Genomic DNA, 13,427 nt, shown 5'->3' on the forward strand with positions numbered 1-13,427 from the left:
CATAGTTGGCACCGGTTTTCAAAATGCAAGATTCCGCATACAAAATCACTTCTTCTGTCTAGGTGGCAGACCTACGATTTTTGTAGTATAAAGTTCCTCTCAATGCCTTCAATCTATTTCGAGATTGAGAAGAACTTGCATCGGGTTTCATAGAAGCGATATAGATGATACGTTTTGTCCTATCTATATTCCGACATACATCAGGATGCCTCGTCTTTATCGTCATTTCAATAGTCGGCTTGGCCCTTTCCCACATTGCCCCCTTTTTGAACGGTAAATTAATTGACTTCCCGCACGTGGACCTCGTGGACAGGCCCCCTTGTGTAGCTGCACCCGAGGCGCCTCCCCGTCGCCCTCCAGCGCCGGGGTTCCCCTCCATCACGAAGAGGTAATCCCCGTCCGGCCTCGCCGTCTCTGCAACGCCGAGCCTCCCGAGCGACTCGAGGAGGGCGGGCTCGTCCCATGAGAGTTGACAATACTATAGAGACACGTCCCAAATTAACTGCTCAGTAGTTACTGCTGCTGGGCGCGGCGGGCGGCTCGGCGGGCCCTTGCTTCCTGGATCTCATCGAGGTGAGCGATGATCTCGGAGGCGCTCTCCTCGATCGCCTTGCCGTCGGTACGCACTACAAAGCAGCCCAGGCGCTTCATAAGGGCGCGACCCTCCTCGAGCTCGCTTCGCACGCTCTCGGGCTCGGCATAGGAACCGGCGACGGCGCGGGCGTAGTCATCGCCCAGGCGGCTATCGCGAATTTCGGAAATCACATCGACGGTCGAAATCAGGCCGAACAGACGCATCGGATCGACCTCGTAAATCGACTTGGGCGGCTCCACACCGTGCGCCAGCGGAACGTTGGCGACCTTGTAGCCCTGATAGGCCAGATACATCGACAGCGGCGTCTTAGACGTGCGCGATATGCCCAGCAGCACGATATCGGCGCCAGACAGATCGTCGCAGCCGCGCCCGTCATCGTGCTCGACAAAGTACTCCATGGCCTCGATTCGATGGAAATACCGGTCGTCTGTCTTATGGATTACACCGGCCACACCTTTGGGCGCAACACCAATAAGCGACGACAGCACCGCAAGCGTCGGTCCGATCAAATCGACCGAGCGAATATGCAGCATGCCCAAGTAGTCGAGCACGCGGGTACGAAGCGCCGGGTCGACGATGGTGTGAAACACGGCGATATCGCGATGATCAGCATCGACGCGCGGACCGACAAACGACTTGACCTGCTCCACTGAGTTCACCTTGGGCAGACGCAAAACACAAAAAGCCCCTTCATCAAATTGCCCGGACGCCGCAAGCACCACCTCGCAAGCGGTATCTCCGAGCGAGTCGGAGATAACGATAACGGTGGGACGAGCGGCGACCGGGCAATCCATGCGGGGCTCCTTTTGCGCTTACGCGCAGGCTAGCTTACTTTTTACGGGCAAGCTCACCGATGTTGGCAATGCCGGAGAAAACGGCCTCAAAGCGGTTGAGCAGCTTAAGGCGATTATCGCGGAGCTGCTCGTCCTTGTCCATGACCATAACCTCGTCGAAGAAACGGTCGATGGGCGCGCGCAGGGCTGCCAGAGCGGCAAACGCGGCCGGGTAATCCTCGGCGGCGAGAGCGGCGTCGACGGCGGTCTGAGCGGCCTCGGAGGCGTCGGCAAGCGCAAGCTCGACCTCGCCCATCAGGCTGCGGTCATACTCCGCGCCCAGCTCGGGCTTGGAGATATGCGCGGCGCGGGCATAGGCGGTCGCCAGGTTGTCGAAGGTCTCGGCGTCGTTCTTGCGGGCCTCGTCGAGGGCGGCGCAGCGGGCGAAGAAGACGGACGGGGCAATGATGTGCACCGCGGAGACGGCGGCAACGGTATCGGCCGGGATCTTCTCGTCGCGGGCCATGCTCACCAGGCGGCCGTGGAAGAAGTCGCAAACCTGCTGGGCGACCTCGGCGGCGTCAAACGCAATGCCCTGCTCGGTATAGAGCTCGAGCGCAAAGTCGATGAGCGAAGTGGGGTCGATCGGCAGACGGTCGCGCAGGATGTTGATGATGCCGATGGCGGCACGACGCAGCGCATACGGGTCGGAAGAGCCGGTCGGGGGCTCGCCGATGGCAAAGATACCGGCGATGGTATCGAGCTTATCGGCGCAGGCCACGATGCAGCCAGCGGTGCCCTCGGGCAGCTCGTCGCCGGCAAAGCGAGGACGATAGTGATCGCGGATAGCGTGGGCGACCTCGTCGTTCTCCCCCATCGCGGTGGCGTAGTAACCGCCCATCACGCCCTGCTGGCTCGTGAACTCGACGACGGCGTTGGACACCAAGTCGGCCTTGCACAGGTGCGCGGCGCGGCCGGCGTCGGCAGCCAGGTGGGCACCCAGGTGGGCCTCACGGGCAATAGCGAGCGCGAGCTGCTCAATGCGCTCGGACTTGGCGAGCACGCTGCCGAGCTTCTCCTGGAAGGCAACCTTGGCCAGACGCTCACGGAACTCGTCGAGGGAGATCTTCAGGTCCTCCTCGTAGAAGAACTTGGCGTCGTCCAGACGGGCGCGCACGACGCGCTCGTTGCCGTCGATCACGCGCTCGGCGTTCTCGGGCTTGCTGTTGGAGACGATCACGAACTCACGCGTCAGCTTGCCCTCGCAGTCATAGATCGGGAAGTAGCGCTGGTTGGTGAGCATGGACTCGCAGATAATCTCGTGCGGAACCTTGAGGAACTCCTCATCGAAGGTACCGACAAGGACCGTCGGCCACTCGCAGAGGTTGATGACCTCCTCGAAGACCTTCTTGGGCGTATCGACGTGGCAGCCGGGACGGGCGGCCTCGACCTCGGCGATACCGGCGAGGATGGCTTCACGGCGGCGCTCGGCGGAGAGCACACCGGCGTTCTCGAGCACCTGCTCGTAGACGGCGGGGCTGGCGACCACATGGTCACCGGGACCCAGGACGCGATGGCCGCGCGTGGTATTGCCGCTCGTCACGTCGGCAAACGACACGGGCACGACGTCCTCGCCCAGAAGGCAGCAGATCCAGCGGACCGGACGAACAAAGGTCGCATGCTCGTGACCCCAGCGCTGAGAGCGGTAGTTGGGCCACTGCAGGCCAGCGATAGTCTTCTCGCACAGGGCCGTCAGGATCGGGGTGGCCGGGGCGGAAGGGATGTTCTTCTCGGCAAAGACGTACTCACGGCCGTCGGTGTCCTCGCGACGGACCAGATCCTCGGCAGCCACACCGCACTTGCGGGCGAAGCCCTGGGCGGCCTTGGTGGCGTTACCGTCGGCATCGAAGGCGATGTTGGCCGCGGGGCCGCGCTTGACCTCGTGAACCTCGTCGGTCGCGGTGGCGACGTCGGCAACGAGCGCGGCCAGACGACGCGGGCTCGAGATCACGCGGACCTCGCCGTGGGCCAAGCCGGCCTCGTCGAGACCCTTGGCGATCATGGTGCCAAGCTGCTTGACGGCATTGTTCAGCGGTGCGGAGGGCATTTCCTCCGTACCGATCTCAAACAGGAAATCCTTAGCGTCTGCCATGGCTTACGCCACCTCGCCTTCCTGGTCGGCATTCTCGTTGATTCCGGCGACCTCGGCCATGTAGGCCTCGCAGCACGCCTTGGCGACGGCGCGGACGCGCAGGATGTAGTTTGCGCGCTCAACCGCGGAGAGCGCACCGCGGGCATCGAGCAGGTTGAAGGCGTGGCTGCACTTCATGACGCAGTCATATGCCGGCAGCGGAAGCTTGCGCTCCAGGCAGGAGTGGCACTCGGCCTCGTAGTCATCAAACTTCTGACGCATCATCTCGACGTTGGCGACCTCAAAGTTATAAGCGCTGAACTCGCGCTCGTTCTCCAGGAACACGTCGCCGTAGGTCATGGGCGTGCCGTCGGGCAGGTAGCTCCACACCAGGTCGTAGACCGAGTTGACGCCCTGGGCGTACATGGCGATGCGCTCCAGGCCATAGGTGATCTCGACAGGCACGGGGTCGACCTCGATGCCGCCCACCTGCTGGAAGTACGTAAACTGCGTGACCTCCATGCCATTGAGCCAGACCTCCCAGCCAAGGCCCCAGGCGCCGAGCGTCGGGCTCTCCCAGTCGTCCTCAACAAAGCGGACGTCATGGTCATTGGGGTCCAGGCCAATGGCGGCCAGCGAACCCAGGTAGAGCTCCTGAGCGTTGACCGGCGAGGGCTTGATGAGCACCTGGAACTGATAGTAGTGCTGCATGCGGTTGGGGTTCTCGCCGTAGCGGCCGTCGGCGGGACGGCGGCAGGGCTGCGCATAGCAGGTGCGCCACTCGGCGGGACCGAGCGAGCGCAGCGTGGTCGCGGTATGGAAGGTACCGGCACCGACCTCGGAGTCATAGGGCTGCATAATTACGCAGCCCTGCTCGCCCCAGTACTGCTGGAGGCGCAGGATGATGTCTTGGAAGGAAAGCGATGAAGCGTTCATGCCTCTTATATCCCCTCGTCGAAACGATTACACGGTTAGGTACTGTACTATAGCGGTTTTTAATCGATAGCGCCGATACGGTTGAGCGGCCAGTAGCGCACAAGCGCCACGGCAATCAAGTCGGAGCGGTCGACCGGGCCAAAGTAGCGGGAGTCAGCAGAGTTCTCGCGGTTGTCGCCCATCACCCACACACAGTCGTCAGGGACGGTGTAGGGATAGCTCACCTGAGCGCCGGGGGCTTGGACCGAAAGCGGCCAGCTCATGCCAGTCGTATAGTCCTCGTCGAGCGCCTGGCCATCGACGACGACCTTGCCGTCCTGCAGGTCGACCGTCTGGCCGGCCGTGGCAATAACGCGCTTTACCAGCACGTCATGCTCGGACGTGGCATCGGGGTTGTGGAACACCACGATATCGCCTTGCTTGACGGGCTGTCCGAGTTCGAGCGTCACCTTCTGCGCCAGAATCTGGTCTCCGATCTCGATCGTGGACTCCATGGAACCGGTAGGCACCACAAAGGGTTCGACCACAAACGAGCGAATCAAGAAGGTGGCGACCAGCGCGATTGCGACAACCACGACCCACTCAAACGCACCCTTTAGCACGGAATGCTGCGATGGAACCATTCTCACTCCTCGCTCTGCGAAAACGAAGCGTCCAGGATCTCCTGCGCGTACGCGCGCTCATTGGGCGTAAGACGTGCCGTCTCGATAAGATCGGGACGCCAGCGACAGGTACGCTCGATGGCGTTTTTGCGACGCCAGGCATCGACCTTGGCGTGGTCGCCGCTTACGAGCACCGGCGGCACGCCCTCGCCATTGAACTCGGCGGGGCGGGTGTACTGCGCGTACTCGAGCAGGCCACCGTCCTCAGCGGTCGAGAAGGACTCGTCCACGTTGCTCATCTCGTCGCCCAAGGCTCCGGGAATGAGCCGTACGACGGCATCGGCTACGACCATAGCGGGCAGCTCGCCGCCCGTGAGCACGTAGTCGCCGATCGATAGACGCTCATCGGCATACGCATATGCGCGCTCATCGACGCCCTCGTAACGGCTGCACACAAACAGCAAGCGCTCGCTTTTGAGCAGGCGCTCGGCCACATGCTGCGTAAAGGGCTCGCCGCAGGGGGTGAAGAACACCACGGTGGGCTTGGGACCCTCGGAGCTGATGGCCTCGATGGCCTCGGCGATGGGCTCGACCTTCATGAGCATGCCCTGCCCGCCGCCATACGGCTCGTCATCAACGGTACGATGGCGGTCGTGCGTCCAGTCACGCAGGTTATAGGCCTTAAAATCAAAAAGGCCGGCCTTGCGGGCGCGACCCAAGATCGATGTGGACATGACGGGCTCAAACATCTCGGGAAAGACCGAAAGGGTCTCGATCAGCATGTTTTCCTCCCTACTTGTCCATATTGATCAAACCGTCCATAACGCGGACGGAAATTGTCCCCTGATCGGGAAGATCGAGCACAACCTGCTCGATCACGGGAATCAGCACCTCGCCGTACCGATCGCCCTCGACAACCCAAACATCGTTGGCGGGCGTCGACATGATCTCGACGATCGTGCCGAGCGAGCCAAAGCGCTCGTCGACCACCTCGCGACCCATCAGGTCGGTATAGGCGGCGTCGAGCGAATCGAGCTCAAAATCGTCACGGTCTGCCAGCACGTAGCATCCGGTGATGCCCTCGGCGGCCGTCAAGTCGTCAATGCCCTCAAACGAGACCAGATCGCCATCGCCCGTATCGTTGACGGATACGACCGTGCAAAAACGGTCGCGCTTGAGCGCCGGCGGCGTCAAGGCGACGCGCATACCCGGCGTCAATACAGAAGGAAGCCCCCGCAGCGGCTGCGCGAGGACCTCCCCCTTCCTTCCGTGCGGCTTGACCACACGGGCGATGTTTTTGTACTGGGACCTCAAGGTCCTAGCCCAGAACCTCTACCTCGACTGCAGTGTCGAGGCGAGCGGCCAGTGCACGGGCGAGCGTGCGAATGGCCTTGATGGTACGGCCACGACGGCCGATGACCTTAGCGACGTCATCCTCGGCAACCGAAACCTCAATCGTGGAGGCGTCGTCACCGTCGATGACCTCAAGGCTCACGGAATCCGGGTCGTCGACGATCTGAACAACGAGATATTCGACGAGATCGGCGATGCGATCTGAGAGCATTGCCTCACCCTCGAGCTGTGCAGCGTCAACCTCAGGCACGATTTACTCCTCGGCGCCCTCAGCGGCCTCAGCGGCAGCCTTAGCGGCCTCGGCCTCTTTGGCGAGCTGCTTCTTGGACTTCTTGACGACGGTCTCGGTCTTCTCGCCCTCGTTGGCGGCCTTGACCAGAGCAGCGACAGCGTCGGTGAGCTGAGCGCCCTTGGACTGCCAGTCGGCGATCTTCTCGAGATCGAGGTTGATGGTCTTGGGGGCGGTCATCGGGTTGTAGCGGCCGACCTCCTCGATGATACGACCGTCACGCGGGGCGCGGGAATCGGCGACGACGACACGGTAGTACGGACGCTTCTTAGCGCCGTGACGAGCAAGGCGAATCTTGACTGCCAAAGGAAACTCCTCCAACCAAGCAGCTTTAGGCTGCAACTACAAACAAACAGTTGAACATAATACGCCATCGACGCGGGCAGGTGAAGTCCGTGAGACCAACTTCTTCGGTATAGTCGAAGGCAAATCCATATCTTAGACAAGAATTCTCGATTTGCAAGCACATACACGCACCCCACATGAGCTGCGCGGTATACTCATGCCATGAAAAGACGCGAACATACATACGGTTATGAAGATGCTGCGGGCGTCACGCCGCCTCCCTGGACGGGTCCGGCGGTGGGCCTCATGGATCTCGATGCGTTTTTTGCGAGCGTGGAGATGCTCGATCATCCCGAGTGGCGCGGCAAGCCGCTCATCGTGGGCGGAGACGCCGATTCGCGCGGCGTCGTGTCCACGTGTTCGTATGAAGCACGTCGCTTTGGCGTGCACTCCGCCATGCCCTCGGCCGAGGCACGGCGCCTCTGTCCGCAGGCCATTTGGACGCATGGGCATTTCGATCGCTACCACGAGGTCAGCGCACAGGTCATGGCGATTCTCGCCGACGAGACCCCGCGCGTAGAGCGCGTATCCATCGACGAGGCCTTTATCGATATCACGCCAGGTCGCTTTGCACCCGAGGACCCGTTGCTGATTGCGCGGCGTATAAGCGACCGCGTGGCGGCGCTGGGGGTAACCTGCTCCATTGGCGTGGGCTGCAACAAGACGGTCGCAAAGATCGCAAGCGAGCGGGATAAGCCGTTTGGGCTGACCATCGTGCGCCCCGGAACCGAGCAGCGCTTTTTGGCCGCGCTGCCGGTATCTGCCATGAGCGGCATCGGGCGCACTGCCGAGGAGCGGCTGCGCCGCATGCGCATCTACACGCTCGGCGAGCTATCACGTGCACCGGAATCCACCTTGGCCTCTATTTTTGGCGTCAACGGCGAACGCATGCGCCAGCGTGCGCTGGGACTCGAGGTTTCCGAAGTTACGAGCTTGGACGAAGGTCGCGAGGTCAAGTCGGTCAGCAATGAACGCACCTTTGCGAAAGATTTGACTGAGCGTGGGGACATCGAAGCGGCGATTGCGCTGTTGGGAGAGTCAGTGGGACGCCGCCTGCGCCGTCAGGGACTAACGGGCGCCACGGTGACGCTCAAACTCAAGTATTCGTATGGAAGCGGTCGCTCGGCACAGCGCCGGCTGCCGCATCCGACCGACGATGAGAACATCTTCGTGGCGGTGGCGCTCGAGCTGCTCGATAACATCTGGCAGGAAGGCATGCATGTGCGCCTGGCGGGCATCGGCATGAGCGACTTTGACCATCAGGGCGGCATCCAGACCGACCTGTTCTGCGAGATCGACGACCGCGGAGCCCAATCCAGCGACCGTCGCGACCTCTCAGTCGCTATCGACGCCGTCCGAGACAAGTTCGGCGACACCGCTCTATCCTTCGGCCGCCAATCCCGCTTCAACGATTAGTCCCTAAGGCAAAAAAGCCGGGCAGCTGCGAATGATTATTCTAGGACGGGGATTTTTTAATCATTTGGAGCGTCATTTCGCCCTTTGAATGATATTGGTCCCAATTCCCGTCAGACGCGAAATCTGGTCAATCGTAAACCCCCGATGCCTCAACACTGCCAGAAGACGATTTCGCTCTGATTTCGGCAAAGTTTTAAGCTGATAAGGCTCATGCGGAGCCAAAAGAGCCCGGGCAACTTCCAGCGCATCCATATCGGAGATATGCTTACCTTCGGGCATAAAATAGGGATTAGGCTTGCCGTCGGTACTCGAAAGATAAAACGCTTCCGTACCCCCAAACAGATTGAGAATACCTTCACAATCACAAATTTCGGGATGAGAGAAATACTCATGGAAGCTGCTCCAGCGATACAGAGGAGCAGAAGAAATACCTGCTTTTGCAGGATTATCGTGTATGTATCGGACGCAACGAAGCAGCTGTTTGTCGTCAGAAATGATCACACTCTTGAATCGTTCCTGGAACACCGGTCCGCGGCGGCCGGTTTTTTGATTGAAGTGTTTCGCATATGCCGTATCAATCGCATGCATAGCAACGCTCATCTGATTATCGAGATCATCAAATAGCAGGTGAACATGATTGTCCATGAGGCACCAGGCAAGAAGACGAATATGAGCGGACGTAAATCGTCTGTTCAATAGATTGAGAAAATAAAGGCGATCGTCATCGTCTTCGAAGATCAGCTGGCCAGCACAGCCCTTGAGCATGACGTGATAATGGCCAAGTTCGGACAACGCACGGGCAACACGAGTCATCGAAACCCTCCCTTCCAAGGATGCAGTAGTCACAGCATACAAAAGGAAAGGAAGAAAAGGGCCGAACCGCCCAACAAAGGTGAGCGGTTCGGCAAACGGTAGCAATGATTATTTTATCCCCGTCCCAGAAAAATCATTTAGAGGAGGTCGAGGGGAAGCTGGGGGGCGTCTCCCCAGAGCTTTTCGAGACGGTAGAAGTCGCGCGCCTCGGGAGTGAAGACGTGGACGACAACCGAACCATAGTCCATGAGCATCCAGGTCTTCTGCTCGCGACCCTCGATGGAGAACGGGTGCTCGCCGCAAGCCTCGGCGACCTTCTCCTCGATCTCGTCGACGATAGAATCGACCTGGCGGTTGTTGGTACCGGTGGCAAGCACAAAGTAGTCGCATACGTCGGAAAGCTCGGTCAGGTCGAGCACCTGAACGTCCTCGCCCTTCTTGTCGTAGGCGGCCTGCGCGGCGGCGCGGGCGACATCCTCGGCGGCGACACCGCTCGCAGACAGCGAGGCGGCAGTGCGGTCGGACGTGGCGACGAAGCTCTTGTGCTCCACACCTTCAAGAATCTGCTCGTCGGTCATGGTCTCGTCGGCCATGGAATACCTCTTTCTAGACAGCCCGAGCTAGCGCAGCTGGGCGTAATGGTTGTAAATCGAAATAGCCGTGGGATAAAGATAGCGCCCGGACTGAATCACATAGACCAAACCCTGCGCAAAACAGGAGAAGAACAACTCGTCGAGCGTCGACTCCCCCACCATCTTGCGCAGCGCATGTGCATAGTCGCCGTGGCGGTTGGGCTCGATGGCATCGGCCACAAAGACCACCATATCGAGCGGCGTCATGTCGCAGGCACCCACGGTGTGACGGTCGACAGCCTGGAAAACGGCCGGCGACAGCTCGGGAAAAAGCTGCGGAAGCTCATAGGCGGCAACAGGGCCATGCAAAAGCGGCGTCGCGGCGGAAGGAGAGCCGGCAATCTTAATGCCGTAATGCAGAGCGCGCGTGACCAGCTCGTCGTCGGAGAGCACTTTGTCCCAGTCATGGATCAGACCGGCGGCAGCGGCATCAAAGCGGTCGACGCCGTAGACCTCGGCCAGATGAAGTGCGGTCTCGGCAACACCCAGCGAATGCACATAGCGCTTGCGCTTATACTTCATGCGAACATCGAGCAGCTCTTGAATGCGCTTGAGCAGCGCGCGCTCATCGCCCTCAAACTGATCCTCTACCGACAACGTAGACCCCCATCACTCAAAATCTTCTTGGCCCAAATCGGCATATAGCCTGCGTTTGCGAATGTAGCCGAGCACGGACTCGCTCGTAAGATAGCGCACGCTCATACCGCGGGCAACACGCTTGCGAATGTTCGTCGAGCTGATCGCCAGCGCCGGAATCTGAATATAGCGCACGTCGAACGGCAGCCCCGACTCTTTGATTCGGGCACGCGCCGTATCGATATCAAAGCCCGGTCGCGTCGCCGCAATAAAGGTAGCAAGCTCAGCAATTCGTTCGGCATCATGCCAGGTCACAATATCGATAATCGCGTCGGCGCCCGTAATAAAGTAGAGCTTTACCTGCGGCGGGTAAAAGTCGCGAAGGGCATGAAGCGTATCAGCCGTATAGGTTACGCCCGGGCGGTCGATCTCGAACCGGCTCGCCAAAAAGGCCGGGTTCGCGGCGGTGGCGAGGACCGTCATGGCATAACGGTCCTCGGCAGGCGTCACCGGCTTGTCAAGCTTAAAGGCAGGCGTGCCCGCCGGCATAAAGAGCACGGCATCCAAGTCGAGGGACTCACGCGCCTGCTCAGCGGTCACCAGGTGCCCGTAATGGATGGGATCAAAGGTGCCACCCATAATGCCGAGCCTAAACTCCTGCCCGTCCTCTAGAGGAAGCTCGGGCAGACCGATTCCACCGCGCAGCGACATGGCTTACTCGCCCTCCGAGGTCTCGGCATCGTCCTCGGCATCCGCCGCATCGACAACCTCGACGCCCTCATCCACAGCATCGGCCACGTCAATGGCCTCGACGGCAACGTCCTCGCCAGCGTCCTCGAGCTCTTCGTACTCCGAGAAGTCCTCGGCGCCCTCAAAGTCAAAGGCGCGCTGGCAAATGCGGACCTCGTCGCCCGCACGGCAACCGGCCTTCTCGAGCGCGTCGTCAACACCCATACGCGCAAACTTATGCTGCAGGTAAATGACGGCTTCCTCGTTTTCCCAGTCGGTCTGGATGACCATGCGCTCGATGGCACGACCGACCACGCGGAAGGCACCGGGCTCTTCCTGGACAATGCGGAAACGCTTCTCGCGCTGCAGGCGGCGACGCTCCCACTCCTCGTCGCGCAGATCGACCGGCTCATCAGAGACCGCCAGCTCGGCGCGAAGCTTAGCCACCTGCTCGCCCACGGCAAGCATCAGCGTGTTGAGGCCGGCGCCCGTAACAGCAGACACGGCAAAGAACATATGGCCATCGTCGAGCGCCGCACGCTTAAGGTCGGCAATCTTGTCGGCCGTGCCCGGCGCATCGCACTTGTTGGCAACGACGATCTGCGGACGCTCCGAAAGCTCGGCGCCATACTGCTCGAGCTCGCGGTTGATGATGCGATAGTCCTCAACCGGATCGCGATCCTCAAAACCGCCCGTCATGTCGACGACATGCATGATCAGGGCCGTACGCTCAATGTGGCGCAGGAACTGGTGACCCAAGCCCTTGCCCTCGCTCGCGCCCTCGATGAGACCGGGGACGTCGGCAACGACGTAAGAATATTCGCCGGCACGCACCATGCCGAGGTTCGGCACGAGCGTGGTAAACGGGTAGTCAGCAATCTTGGGGCGGGCGGCACTCATGCGCGCAATGAGCGATGACTTACCCACCGAGGGAAAGCCCACAAGCGCGGCATCGGCCATAAGCTTCATCTCGAGCTCGATCCAGTGTTCCTCGGCAGGCTCGCCGAGCTGGGCAAAGGCCGGAGCGCGACGCACCGACGTCACAAAGTGCGTGTTGCCCAGACCGCCGGCACCGCCGGGCGCCACGACGACGCGCTCGCCGTCGTGCACCAGGTCGGCAATCTCGAACATCGGGGTCTGCGTCTCGGGATCGAGCTCGCGCACCACGGTACCCATAGGGACCTTGAGAATCAGGTCCTCGCCGCTCTTACCGTTACGACGGGCACCCTGCCCGTGTGTGCCGCGCTCGGCGCGGAAGTGATGCTTAAAGCGGTAATCGATCAGCGAAGACAGCTGAGCATCGGCCTGGATGACGACATTGCCGCCACGACCGCCGTCGCCGCCATCGGGGCCGCCCTTGGGGACAAATGCCTCGCGCCTAAACGACATGCATCCGGCTCCGCCGTCGCCGCCGCACACGTTAATGCGGCTGATATCGGTGAACTGTGACAACAGAATCGCCTCCTACAAAAAAGAGGGAGACCCTTGAATCCTAAAACTCAAGTGCCTCCCACATATGTGCTCTATGAAGGGTGAATTACGCGTTCGCGAGCGGGCGTACGCTGACCCTGTGCTTGATACCCTTGTGGAACTCAACGGTACCGTCGACCAGCGCGAACAGCGTGTCGTCCTTACCACGGCCAACGTTCTCACCCGGGTGGATGTGCGTGCCGTGCTGACGGACGAGAATCGTGCCCGTGGTTACCGTCTGGCCGGCATAGCGCTTCGTGCCAAGGCGCTGACCGCGGGAGTCACGGCCATTACGGGAGGAACCGAGTCCTTTTTTGTGTGCCATTGTGTATACCTACTCTTTCGTTACGAGTGTAATCTACTCGGCGACGGGAGCCTCGGCAACAGCCTCAGCCTCTGCCTTGACAGCCTTCTTGGCGCGGGAGGTAGCCTGAACCTTCACGATCTTCAGCTTGGTGAGCTGCTGACGGTGACCCTTCAGACGACGATAGCGCTTGCGCTTGTGGAACTTGAAGACCAGCTGCTTCTCGCCCTTGAACTGCTCAACGATCTGAGCGGTAACCTTGGCCTTGGCCAGCTTGTCGGGATCGGTGACGATCTTCTTACCATCGTTGAGGAAGATAACCGGCAGGGTGACCTTGTCGCCCTCATTGCCCTCGATCTTCTCGACGGTGATGACATCGTCGGTGGCGACCTTGTACTGCTTGCCGCCCGTGTTAACGATTGCGTACATGTTTACTTGCCCTTCATGCATCAGTTAGTGCAAC

At 60.5% G+C, this 13,427-nt stretch carries 16 protein-coding genes; 1 reads left to right on the forward strand and 15 read right to left on the reverse strand.

Annotated features, from left to right (window positions below):
• Window positions 1-513: 513 nt before the first annotated feature.
• Genes ACGHEN_RS06400 through rpsP form a run of 8 tightly spaced genes read right to left on the reverse strand, consistent with a single transcriptional unit; the run spans window position 514 to window position 6,985 of the window.
• The gene (locus ACGHEN_RS06400) at window positions 514-1,389 is read right to left on the reverse strand and encodes a pyruvate, water dikinase regulatory protein (RefSeq protein WP_390398197.1); all 876 of its coding nucleotides are present in this window, start codon (window positions 1,387-1,389) and stop codon (window positions 514-516) included.
• A gap of 34 nt (window positions 1,390-1,423) precedes the next feature.
• Window positions 1,424-3,520, reverse strand: a complete 2,097-nt coding sequence (glyS, locus tag ACGHEN_RS06405; protein WP_390398200.1) for a glycine--tRNA ligase subunit beta — start codon at window positions 3,518-3,520, stop codon at window positions 1,424-1,426.
• 3 nt (window positions 3,521-3,523) lie between these two features.
• Window positions 3,524-4,435 carry a glycine--tRNA ligase subunit alpha gene (locus ACGHEN_RS06410; protein WP_117820562.1) on the reverse strand — a complete coding sequence of 304 codons (912 nt, stop codon included), beginning with the start codon at window positions 4,433-4,435 and terminating at the stop codon, window positions 3,524-3,526.
• Between the two features lie 59 nt (window positions 4,436-4,494).
• Window positions 4,495-5,058: a signal peptidase I gene (lepB, locus tag ACGHEN_RS06415; protein WP_390398203.1), complete on the reverse strand. Its 564-nt coding sequence runs from the start codon at window positions 5,056-5,058 to the stop codon at window positions 4,495-4,497.
• Window positions 5,059-5,060: 2 nt separating this feature from the next.
• Window positions 5,061-5,819, reverse strand: a complete 759-nt coding sequence (gene trmD, locus ACGHEN_RS06420; RefSeq protein WP_390398205.1) for a tRNA (guanosine(37)-N1)-methyltransferase TrmD — start codon at window positions 5,817-5,819, stop codon at window positions 5,061-5,063.
• Between the two features lie 10 nt (window positions 5,820-5,829).
• Entirely contained in the window at window positions 5,830-6,351 is a 522-nt protein-coding gene (gene rimM / locus ACGHEN_RS06425; protein ID WP_390398208.1) for a ribosome maturation factor RimM, read from the reverse strand.
• Window positions 6,352-6,355: 4 nt separating this feature from the next.
• The gene (locus ACGHEN_RS06430; protein ID WP_171021534.1) at window positions 6,356-6,601 is read right to left on the reverse strand and encodes a KH domain-containing protein; all 246 of its coding nucleotides are present in this window, start codon (window positions 6,599-6,601) and stop codon (window positions 6,356-6,358) included.
• A 42-nt stretch (window positions 6,602-6,643) separates the two neighbouring features.
• Window positions 6,644-6,985 (reverse strand): 30S ribosomal protein S16, encoded by a 342-nt coding sequence (rpsP, locus tag ACGHEN_RS06435; protein WP_022094749.1) that lies wholly within the window; start codon window positions 6,983-6,985, stop codon window positions 6,644-6,646.
• Window positions 6,986-7,186: 201 nt separating this feature from the next.
• Here rpsP and dinB point away from each other — a divergent pair, with 201 nt between their 5' ends.
• The gene (dinB, locus tag ACGHEN_RS06440) at window positions 7,187-8,440 is read left to right on the forward strand and encodes a DNA polymerase IV (protein WP_390398211.1); all 1,254 of its coding nucleotides are present in this window, start codon (window positions 7,187-7,189) and stop codon (window positions 8,438-8,440) included.
• Between the two features lie 72 nt (window positions 8,441-8,512).
• Here the strand turns inward: dinB and ACGHEN_RS06445 are convergent, their stop codons facing one another.
• From ACGHEN_RS06445 to rplU, 7 genes are all read right to left on the reverse strand, one after another.
• The gene (locus ACGHEN_RS06445; RefSeq protein ID WP_040359946.1) at window positions 8,513-9,253 is read right to left on the reverse strand and encodes a transposase; all 741 of its coding nucleotides are present in this window, start codon (window positions 9,251-9,253) and stop codon (window positions 8,513-8,515) included.
• Window positions 9,254-9,390: 137 nt separating this feature from the next.
• Window positions 9,391-9,846 (reverse strand): ribosome silencing factor, encoded by a 456-nt coding sequence (gene rsfS / locus ACGHEN_RS06450; RefSeq protein WP_006236081.1) that lies wholly within the window; start codon window positions 9,844-9,846, stop codon window positions 9,391-9,393.
• Between the two features lie 27 nt (window positions 9,847-9,873).
• Window positions 9,874-10,407 (reverse strand): bis(5'-nucleosyl)-tetraphosphatase (symmetrical) YqeK, encoded by a 534-nt coding sequence (gene yqeK / locus ACGHEN_RS06455; protein ID WP_390399394.1) that lies wholly within the window; start codon window positions 10,405-10,407, stop codon window positions 9,874-9,876.
• Window positions 10,408-10,494: 87 nt separating this feature from the next.
• Window positions 10,495-11,172: a nicotinate-nucleotide adenylyltransferase gene (gene nadD / locus ACGHEN_RS06460; protein WP_089573445.1), complete on the reverse strand. Its 678-nt coding sequence runs from the start codon at window positions 11,170-11,172 to the stop codon at window positions 10,495-10,497.
• 3 nt (window positions 11,173-11,175) lie between these two features.
• Window positions 11,176-12,642 (reverse strand): GTPase ObgE, encoded by a 1,467-nt coding sequence (gene obgE / locus ACGHEN_RS06465; protein ID WP_390398214.1) that lies wholly within the window; start codon window positions 12,640-12,642, stop codon window positions 11,176-11,178.
• An 85-nt stretch (window positions 12,643-12,727) separates the two neighbouring features.
• Entirely contained in the window at window positions 12,728-12,985 is a 258-nt protein-coding gene (gene rpmA / locus ACGHEN_RS06470; RefSeq protein ID WP_006236075.1) for a 50S ribosomal protein L27, read from the reverse strand.
• A gap of 33 nt (window positions 12,986-13,018) precedes the next feature.
• Entirely contained in the window at window positions 13,019-13,393 is a 375-nt protein-coding gene (gene rplU / locus ACGHEN_RS06475) for a 50S ribosomal protein L21 (protein WP_035138585.1), read from the reverse strand.
• Window positions 13,394-13,427: the final 34 nt, after the last annotated feature.

This window comes from Collinsella sp. i06-0019-1H4, from assembly GCF_042849575.1.
Taxonomy (GTDB): domain Bacteria; phylum Actinomycetota; class Coriobacteriia; order Coriobacteriales; family Coriobacteriaceae; genus Collinsella.